Origin of the sequence: Pseudomonas sp. PS01297 (genome assembly GCF_029959305.1) — a bacterium.
Lineage (GTDB): Bacteria > Pseudomonadota > Gammaproteobacteria > Pseudomonadales > Pseudomonadaceae > Aquipseudomonas > Aquipseudomonas helleri.
Window position 1 is genome coordinate 21075 of the sequence record NZ_JASCPQ010000079.1, and the last position, 6090, is coordinate 27164.

Annotated in this window: 5 protein-coding genes; 3 read left to right on the plus strand and 2 right to left on the minus strand. The window is 60.8% G+C overall.

What is annotated here, in order from left to right; all coding sequences use genetic code 11:
• Window positions 1-14: 14 nt before the first annotated feature.
• The 3 genes from QMX84_RS20100 (at window position 15) to QMX84_RS20110 (ending at window position 3330) form a co-directional block, all read left to right on the plus strand.
• Window positions 15-1388, plus strand: coding sequence for an ATP-binding protein (locus tag QMX84_RS20100; RefSeq protein ID WP_282364628.1), 1374 nt, complete (start codon window positions 15-17; stop codon window positions 1386-1388).
• A gap of 110 nt (window positions 1389-1498) precedes the next feature.
• The gene (locus tag QMX84_RS20105) at window positions 1499-2374 is read left to right on the plus strand and encodes an alpha/beta hydrolase (protein ID WP_153335279.1); all 876 of its coding nucleotides are present in this window, start codon (window positions 1499-1501) and stop codon (window positions 2372-2374) included.
• 38 nt (window positions 2375-2412) lie between these two features.
• Window positions 2413-3330: a LysR substrate-binding domain-containing protein gene (locus QMX84_RS20110; protein WP_262126633.1), complete on the plus strand. Its 918-nt coding sequence runs from the start codon at window positions 2413-2415 to the stop codon at window positions 3328-3330.
• A 563-nt stretch (window positions 3331-3893) separates the two neighbouring features.
• Here the strand turns inward: QMX84_RS20110 and leuD are convergent.
• Both leuD and leuC read right to left on the minus strand, forming a co-directional pair.
• The gene (gene leuD, locus QMX84_RS20115; protein ID WP_282364629.1) at window positions 3894-4508 is read right to left on the minus strand and encodes a 3-isopropylmalate dehydratase small subunit; all 615 of its coding nucleotides are present in this window, start codon (window positions 4506-4508) and stop codon (window positions 3894-3896) included.
• Complete coding sequence (leuC, locus tag QMX84_RS20120) at window positions 4505-5926, minus strand: 3-isopropylmalate dehydratase large subunit (RefSeq protein ID WP_282364627.1); 1422 nt, start codon at window positions 5924-5926, stop codon at window positions 4505-4507. Before leuC ends, leuD begins: the two co-directional genes overlap by 4 nt.
• Window positions 5927-6090 lie beyond the last annotated feature (164 nt).

Genomic DNA, 6090 nt, shown 5'->3' on the forward strand with positions numbered 1-6090 from the left:
TGCGCGACCTGCTGATGAAGGGGTTGATGCGCCTGTGGCCGAAAACCTTGTTTGGCCAACTCACGCTGATTCTGGTCAGCGGCACGCTGGCCATTCAATTGTTGTCGAGCAGCATCTGGTTCGACGTGCGTTATGCACAGGTGCTTGAAGCCCCGGTCCGGCTAATGGCCAGCCGAACCGCACCACTGATTGACCAGCCCGGTTGTTTGCCGGGTCAGCCGCAGACAGCACCGGCCAATTACACGGTCAGGTGTCTGGCCGCGAAACCCGACATCCAACCTGAAAACGACCGTGCTGCCCGACGCACAGCGCTGCTATTGAAACAGGCGCTGGCATATGAATTGGGGCATGAGCCCATGGTTGAAATGATCGAGGTCGACCTCACCGATGCCGAAGGGCAGCCGCTGGTCTGGCGCAGCCTGTTTGGCCTGCAAACGGCCACGGCGCACATCGACTTCGCGGTGCCGCTGGCCGACGGTCATTGGTTGAGCATCGAGGGGCACGAGTTGCAGGGCTGGAGCGGTGAGTCGGCGTGGGCCTTGATTGCCGACTACATTCTGCGGGTCTATGTGGTGCGCATTATCGGCGTGATCGGGATGTGCTGGCTGGCGGTGCGGCTGTGCCTGCGCCCGCTTAAACGGCTGAGTGACGCCGCCAATGCGCTGGGCGATAACCTGGATCAGAAGCCGTTGGCGGTTGAAGGGCCGCTGGAGGTTCGCCAAGCCGCCCAGACCTTCAACGCCATGCAAAAACAGATTGTCGCGATGGTCAATGACCAGAGTTTTTTTCTTGCGGCGGTGTCCCACGACCTGCGCACGCCATTGACCCGCATGCGCTTGCGCATCGAGCGGTTGAGTGATGTTGATCAGCGTGAGCGCTTGAAGCAGAACATCTACCAAATGGACAAGATGATTACCCAGGTACTCGTCTATTTGCAGAGCGCCAACCAGCACACGTGCCAGTTCATTGATGTCGACAGCGTGTTGCGAAACCTGTGCGCAGAGTTGTCGACCCCCGCCGAGCCGTTGCCGGTCAGCGGCCGGGGCGGGATGATCTACGCCAACGGCGTGCTGTTGCACCGTTGCTTGCAGAACTTGCTGGTAAACGCACAAGCCTATGCCTGCGACATCACCCTTGAGGTCGAGCGCTCGTCTAGCGGCGTAACGTTGCGCATCAACGATCGCGGGCCGGGCATTGCGCCAGCGGTGTTGCAGTCGATCACCGACCCGTTCGTGCGCGCCGATCACTCGCGCAACGATCAGTCCGGCGGTTTTGGTTTGGGCTTGAGTATCGCCAAGCGCATCGCCGTCAGCCACAAGGGCAGCCTGACGCTGAGCAATCGTGAAGGGGGCGGTTTGACCGCCTGTGTGTTCTTGCCCGCTCAATGAGGGGGGGCGATGCGATGTATCACACTTCATGAACCGAGCCGCCACGGTTTGGCCCTTGCAGCAGAATCTGAGGGCTCTAGCATGGGCTGACTATTAGAAGGAGCAGCCTCATGTTCGCGGGATTTCAAACAGCTCAGCGCCAGGTCAATGGCGTTCACATTGCCTACCGTATTGGCGGCAGCGGGCCGGGTTTGTTGCTGATCCATGGCCACCCGCAAACGCACGTCATCTGGCACAAAGTCGCCGAGCAGTTGGCGGAGCACTTCACGGTGGTCGCGGCCGACTTGCGCGGTTACGGCGACAGCGAAAAGCCCGAAGCGGTGGCCGATCACAGCAACTACAGCAAACGTGAAATGGCCCGCGATTCGCTGGCGTTGATGCGCAGCCTGGGGTTTGAGCAGTTTTCGGTGCTGGCCCATGATCGCGGCGCGCGCGTGGCTCATCGTCTGGCGCTGGATCACCCGCAGGCCGTCAGCCGTTTGGTGATGCTCGACATCGCCCCGACGCTGGCGATGTACGCGCAGACCGACGAAGCCTTTGCCCGGGCTTACTGGCACTGGTTCTTTTTGATTCGCCCGGCGCCGCTGCCGGAGCGTCTGATCGAAGCCGACCCCGAGCAATACCTGTTGAGCGTGATGGGCAGTCGCAGCGCCGGTTTGCAGCCGTTTACGGCGCCTGCGCTGGCCGAATACGTGCGCTGCATTCAATTGCCGGGTACGGCGCGGGGGATCTGCGAGGACTACCGCGCCAGCGCCAGCATTGACCTTGAGCATGACCGCGAAGACATCGACGCCGGTCGGCACCTGAACCTGCCGGTGCTGGTGCTGTGGGGCGCGCAAGGGACGGTCGGTCGCTGTTTCGACCCGCTGGCCGAATGGCAGAAAGTCGCAACCGATGTGCGTGGTCAGGCGTTACCGTGTGGGCACTACATTGGCGAAGAAGTCCCCCAATTGCTGCTTGAGCACGTGCTGCCTTTTTTGCGCTGAGCTATTCTCTGCATTCTTGTCGCCACGCGTTCATGACCATGCCGCCCAAAAAAGACACTGCGCCGCTGCCTGAAGACCTGCGGGTGTTCCTCACGGTCGTGCGCAAAGGCGGCTTTGCCGCGGCGGCAGAAGAGCTGGGGTTGTCCCCGGCCTATGTCAGCAAACGTATCCAGATCCTTGAAACCACCCTGGGCAGCCGCTTGCTGCACCGCACCAGTCGACGTGTCGCCCTGACCGACGACGGTGAGCGGGTGCAGCGCTGGGCGGTACGCATCCTCGATGATGTTCAGCAATTGCAGGACGAACTGTCCGAAGCGCATACAGAGCCCCGTGGCCGTTTGCACCTGTGCAGCAGCTTTGGCTTTGGCCGCAACCATGTCGCGCCGGCCATTTCGTTACTGGCCGAGCAGTACCCCGAACTGGAAATCCGCCTGGATGTGTTTGATCGTGTGGTGGACATTGTGCATGAAGGGTTCGATCTGGAAATCCATGTGGGCGATGACATTGCCGGTCAACACATCGGCCGTCGTCTGGTGACCAACAACCGCGTGCTGTGCGCCTCGCCCGACTACCTCACGCGCCGGGGCGTGCCTGAGTCGCTGCAAGATTTACAGCAGCACGATTGCCTGGTGCTCAAAGAGCGCGACAACGCGTTTGGTATCTGGCAACTGCAAGGCCCGGAAGGTGAAGCCAGCGTGAGGGTTAGCGGGCCGCTGTCTTCCAACAGCGGCGAAATCGTATTGCAGTGGGCGCTGGACGGGCGCGGTGTGTTGCTGCGCTCGATGTGGGATGTAAAACCGCTGCTGGACCAAGGGCGGCTGGTGCAAGTGCTGGCCGACTACCGGCAAAGCGCCGACGTATGGGCGGTGTACCCGACGCGGTTGGCCAATTCTGGCAAGTTGCGGGTGTGTGTGGAGTTTTTGCAGGCGCACTTACGACAACTCTCCACCTTGTAGGAGCGAGCTCGTCTCGCGATCTTTTAAAGATCAACAGATCGCGAGACAAGCTCGCTCTTATCAAACATAAAATAAGTGATTGATTCTAAAGGCCTTGTAGGAGCGAGCTTGCTCGCGATCTTTTGATCTTGATCTGGCTTTTGATCTGAGAGGCCCCGTTAAACCACGCTGGCCGAACGCAGGTTTTGCGCAGTGGGTAACCCGGCAGGACGCCGGGTTAGCCGCGACACGGCCAGGGATGGCCGATCGCGGCGGGCCCACGGAGTAAGGCCTGTGGTGAGGGCATGCCGAGCCACAGCGAGGCGCCGAGGGGTTGGGGCAAAAAGCGTTTGGTTACTTTGCGCTTTCAAAGTGACGCGCCGTAAGGGCGGAACCCTAAGTGGCCGTTGCCGCAGCAATGGATATGTACCCAAGAATCCCGAAGTGGATGGTTTTACGGCTGCACGCAGCCGATCGCAGCCTTCGTACCTCGTCAGCGACTACAGTGTCCTGTTTGATGCGCGACAGTGCGGCGTCGAAGACGGGGCGGCAACTCCTACAGGGGGCTGGGGTGAGGGCGCTTTTCAGCGCAACCAGGGATTAGCCTGCAAATGCCGCTGCTCAAATTCACGAATCTGCACGCTGCGCTGCAAGGTGCTGCCTATCGCATCCAGCCCCTGTAACAGCGCGGTTTTGCGCAAATCGTCGATCTTGAATTCAATCACTGAACCCTCCGCCAGGCGGATGCTTTGCGTGATCAGGTCTATCGTGATTTCAGCTGTTTCGGGCTGGCTGATGAGTCGGCCCAGCGCCTGCACCAATACGTCTTCCAGGGTGATCACCAGCACGCCGTTGCGCTGGCAGTTGTCATAGAAAATCCCGGCGAAACTGCTGCCAATCAGTGCGCGGATACCCAACTGTTTCAAGCCCCAGACCGCATGCTCGCGGCTGGAACCACAGCCGAAGTTCGGCCCGGTGACCAGAAAACGTGCGTCTTGCCACGCGGGCTGGTTGAGGATGAACTCAGGGTTTGGCTCGCCCGAGGGCAGAAAGCGCAGATCGAAAAACACGCCGCGGTCCAGCCCGTTGCGATCAATACCTTTAAGAAACTGCTTGGGCATGATCACGTCGGTGTCGATATTGGCGGCGAGCAGGGGCGCGGCCTTGCCGCTGACGGTGGTGAAAGGTTGCATGCTCAGAGTCTCCCGGCAAGTTGGCGAACGTCAGTGAGGTGGCCGGTAATGGCGGCGGCCGCGACCATAGCCGGGCTCATCAGGTGGGTGCGTGCCCCGGCGCCCTGGCGACCTTCGAAGTTACGGTTGGTGCTGGAGGCGCAGCGGTCGCCGGGGGCGAGCACGTCATCGTTCATCGCCAGACACATCGAACAGCCAGACTGGCGCCACTCAAATCCAGCCTCGATAAAGATCGCCGCCAAGCCTTCCGCTTCTGCCTGATCGCGCACCTGGGTGGAGCCTGGAACGATCATGGCGCGTACATGGGCTGCGACTTTGTGGCCGCGCACAACGTGGGCCGCGTCGCGTAAATCTTCAATCCGGGCGTTGGTGCAGGAACCGATAAAGGCGTGGCTGATGACCACCTCGTTCAGCGCCATGCCGGGCTCCAGGCCCATGTAGTTCAAGGCGCGGCGCATGTCCTGGCGCAGAATCAAATCACTCACGCCCAGCGGGTCAGGCACGGTGCTGCCAATGGCGGCGGCCTGGTCGGGGCTGGTGCCCCAGGTAACCATGGGTTGCAACTCGCTGGCGTCCAGGTGCACTTCTTGATCGAAGCGTGCGCCGGGGTCGCTGTACAGCAAGCGCCAGCAGGCCACGGCGCGTTCCCATTGTTCCCCTTGCGGGGCGCGCGGCTTGAGTTGCAGGTAGGCGAACACCTTGTCATCGGGGGCCATAAAAGCGCCGCGAGCACCGGCTTCGACGGCCATGTTGCAGATGGTCATGCGCGCTTCGACGCTCAGCGCTTCAATGGTTGAACCGGCAAACTCGATGGCGTAGCCGCTGGCGCCGGAGGCACCGATCTTGCCGATCAGAGCCATGATCACGTCTTTGGAGGTCAGCCCTGTGCCCAGCTCACCGTCGACTGTGACACGCATGCTTTTCAGGCGTTTATACACCAGGGTCTGGGTGGCCAGCAGGTGCTCGATTTCCGAGGTGCCGATGCCGAATCCAAACGCACCCAGTGCGCCGTAGGTAGTGGTGTGGCTGTCACCGGCGGCGATCACCATGCCGGGCAAGATAAACCCTTGTTCCGGGGCGATGACGTGTTCGATGCCCTGGCGCTTGTCGAGCACATCAAACAGCTCGATGGCGAACTTTTCGCAGTTCTGTTGCAGGTACGACACCTGTAACGCCCCGCCGGCATCGGCCATGGCTGCAACGCGCAGCGGCGCGGTCGGGTTCACATGGTCAACCACCGCCAGTGCAGTTTGCGGGCGCCACACATCACGCCCGGCTTCGCGCAAACCACTGAAGGCTTGCGGGCTGGTGTACTCGTTAATGACCTGACGATCGATGTAGAGCAAAACATGCCCTTGGTCATCGAGCGACCACACGGTGTGCGCATCGATGTGCTTGTCATAGAGGGTTTTGGCGTGGGTCATGGGTCAGGCTCGCAGCGAAAGGCATGCGAGCCATCATAAGGACGGGCGGTGCACCATCAATGGCCAGGCAGTGATGGCTCAGATCATGATTCGTGTTGGATAAGCCCTGTAGGCGCGAGCTTGTCTCGCGATCTTTTAAAGGTCAAAAGATCGCGAGACAAGCT